This is a genomic window from Mesorhizobium sp. M4A.F.Ca.ET.090.04.2.1 (genome assembly GCF_003999085.1).
In the GTDB taxonomy this organism is placed as follows: Bacteria; Pseudomonadota; Alphaproteobacteria; order Rhizobiales; family Rhizobiaceae; genus Mesorhizobium.
In genome coordinates, this window is record NZ_RZOT01000622.1 from 1 (window position 1) to 3,246 (window position 3,246).

3 protein-coding genes are annotated in these 3,246 nt (G+C 67.3%); 1 reads left to right on the top strand and 2 read right to left on the bottom strand.

Annotation, left to right across the window (positions count from 1 at the left end; genetic code table 11):
* The coding region (locus EN781_RS29265; RefSeq protein ID WP_127400581.1) for a hypothetical protein at nucleotides 1-902 on the top strand (902 nt) is incomplete at its 5' end.
* A 12-nt stretch (nucleotides 903-914) separates the two neighbouring features.
* On the opposite strand, the gene EN781_RS29270 is transcribed toward EN781_RS29265, so the two are convergent.
* Nucleotides 915-2,516, bottom strand: coding sequence for a cisplatin damage response ATP-dependent DNA ligase (locus EN781_RS29270; RefSeq protein WP_126056717.1), 1,602 nt, complete (start codon nucleotides 2,514-2,516; stop codon nucleotides 915-917).
* A 1-nt stretch (nucleotide 2,517) separates the two neighbouring features.
* Nucleotides 2,518-3,246: ligase-associated DNA damage response exonuclease (locus EN781_RS29275; protein WP_127400582.1), on the bottom strand; the 729-nt coding region annotated here is incomplete at its 5' end.

Here is a 3,246-nt window from a genome sequence, read left to right on the forward strand (position 1 = left end):
CCGCCGCGCCGGCGCCCACGGTGGAACCGCCGACGCAAGCCACACCTGCCCAGCCATCGCCTGCGATCGTGGTCGACGGGCCGATGCAGCCTTCGGCCGCCGATGCGCCGCGCTCGCGTGTGCTGCCTGTCGTCCCCGACATCATGCCGGGCGACCTTCCCGACGCCCCGACCCTCGATACGCCTGCATCCGCCGCGGCGGAAGACGGCGAGGCGGAGGTCGCGCCAGATCGCGACGAGCGTCGGATCAGGGGGCGGCGCCTGCCGTTGACGGCGATCTTCCTCGGCGTGACGCTGCTGGCGGCCGCCGGGATCGGTATCTACTTCGCCAAGGAGACCGGCGTCTTCAAGACCGCGGCCGAGCTCGACACCGGCCCGCCCCAGGCGCCGCCGACGGTCGAGGACGACGAGGCGGCCGAGCCGCCCGCCGGGTCGCCGGAAAAGCAGGGCGACGCCGCGCAGCAGCGCGAGTGGATCAATGTCTTCTCACCTGCTGACCCGACCCATGTCGCGGCACCGGCCGATGCCAAGGCCGAGGTGATGCAGGACGACACCGGCTCATTTCTGCGCATCCGCTCCGGCGCGTCAGGCTCGGCCATCGCCTTTGACGTCGGCCAGGGCGTGCTGGAAAAGCTGGTCGGGAAGCATGCCATGTTCGACATCGTCGCGCGCTCGGAAGAGGGCAAGGAGACGCAGATCTCGGTCGACTGCAATTTCGGCGAGCTCGGTGATTGCGGCCGCAAGCGTTATGCGGTCGGGCACGAGCGCAACGAGTATCTGTTCGACGTCCAGTTCCCGGACAAGCATCCGGGCGCGGCCGGCACCATCGCCGTCAACTCCGACTTCGACAAGCAGGGCAAGTCGGTCGACATCTATGAGATCCGCGTCTCAATCGTGCAGTAATGTCGATTGCAGCTAGCGGTCGAGCAGCGCCTGCAGCGTCTCGATGCGGTCGGCCTCGGCCGCGGGCTTGTCCCAGCGCAGCCGCGAAATGCGCGGAAAGCGCATGGCGACGCCCGATTTGTGCCGGGTCGAGCGGTTGAGCCCCTCGAACGCCACCTCCAGTACCAGGCCGTTGTCGCGGTCGGCTCGCACCGAGCGCACCGGGCCGAAGCGCTCGACCGTGTTGTCGCGGACATATTTGTCGATTTGCTTCAGCTCCTCGTCGGTGAAGCCGAAATAGGCCTTGCCGACGGGCACCAGTTCCTCGGACCCTTCCGTGCCTGACCAGACGCCGAACGTGTAATCGGAGTAGAAACTGGAGCGCTTGCCATGGCCGCGCTGTGCATACATCAGCACCGCATCGACCGTGTGCGGATCGCGCTTCCACTTGAACCACGGACCCTTCGGCCGCCCGGCTAGATAGGGCGAATCCCAACGCTTCAGCATCACCCCTTCGATGATCGGATGCGGCGGCGCCTGCCGCAGTTGTTCGAGCGCCTGCCATTCGGGGAATTCGACCAGCGGCGAAAGGTCGAAACGGCTGGGGTCGAGGGTGCCGATGAAGGCCTCGAGGCGAGCCCGTCTTTCGCGGAAGGGCAGCGTGCGCAAATCCTCGCCGCCGATCTGCAGCGCGTCGTAGCAGCGCATGAACGCTGGATATTGCTGCTGGATCTTCTGCGACACGCTCTTGCGGTTCAGCCGCTGCTGCAGGTCCGAAAACGTGCCGGTCGCCTGGCGGGGGTCGCCGACCAGCAGTTCGCCGTCGAGCGCCGCTTCGAAAGCCATTGCCGTGGCAAGATCCGGGAAGGCACCGGAGACGTCGTCGCCGGTGCGCGAATAGAGCCGGCGGATGCCACCCTCGCACACCGCCTGGACGCGGATGCCGTCCCATTTCCATTCGGCCGCATAGTCGGCCGGATCGAGCTTTTCGAGATCGCCGTCGCCGACAGGGTTGGCCAGCATCACCGGACTGAACAGGGCAAGCGCGGTCCGCTCCGGCTTGCCGGCCTTGCCTTCAAGCCAGGCGAACAGCGTGGTGTATGGCGGCGTCAGGCCGTGCCACAGCTCCTCGATTTCGGTGACGTCGACCTTGCCGAGATCGGCCAGCGCCTGTTTTGCCAGCCGCGCCGACACGCCGATGCGCAGGCCGCCGGTCACCAGCTTGATGATGGCAAAGCGCGCCGAAATGCTGGCGCTGTCGAGCAGCCTCGCCAGCACCTGCGGCCCGTCGGAGCGGCTCGCCGCCTGCAGTCTGCCGACCACCTCGGCCAGCGTCGGCGCATGGTTCGAGATATTTCCGGGCGCTTGCGGCCAGACCAGCGACACCGTCTCGGCGAGGTCACCGACATAGTCGTAGGAATAGCCGAACAGCACAGGGTCCATGCGCTCGACGACCAGCGCCCGCAGCATCGCCGGCTTGACCGCCGCGATCGACAGGTCCCCGGTTATCGCGGCGAGCGCCAGCCCGCGGTCGGGGTCTTCGACGCTGCGGAAATAGTCGGTCAGCAGCGTCAGCTTGCCGTTGCGCGACGGCGTCAGCACGAGGCGATCGAGGAGTTCGGCGAAGCGGTTCAACTCAATCGCCCTCGTCCTCATAGCCGACAAGATGCAGCGGCCGCGCCGCGATGCCTTCCAGCTCGCACCAGCGCACCAGCGCCTCCTCGCGGCCATGCGTCACCCAGATTTCCGCCGCGCCCGTCTCCTTGATCGTGGTGGTCAGCTCGTCCCAGTCGGCATGGTCGGAGATGATCAGCGGCAGTTCGACGCCGCCCTGCTTGGCGCGCTGGCGGATGCGCATCCAGCCCGAGGCGAAGCAGGAGATCGGATCGGGGAAGCGCCGCGCCCAGCGGTCGGCGAAGGCCGCCGGCGGGCCGACGACGATGGCGCCCGCGAAATCATCCTTGCCGGCGCTGTCGACCGTTGCTGGGTCGAGCTGGCCGAGGTCGATGCCCTGGCGCTGGTAATATTCGCTGAGCTTCGCCAGCGCGCCATGAATATAGATCGGCCTGTCGTAGCCGCAGTCGCGCAAGAGCCGCATGACGCGCTGTGCCTTGCCGAGCGCATAGGCGCCGATCAGGTGCGAGCGCTCCGGAAACTGCGCCGCCGATTTCAGCAGCCGGGCGATTTCCTCGGTGTCTGGCGGATGGCGGAACACTGGCAGGCCGAACGTCGCCTCGGTGATGAAGATGTCGCAAGGGATCGGCTCGAACGTCTGGCAGGTGTCGTCCTTCTGGCGCTTGTAGTCGCCGGAAGCGACGATGCGCATGCCGCGATGCTCGACCGCGATCTGCGCCGAGCCCAGCAC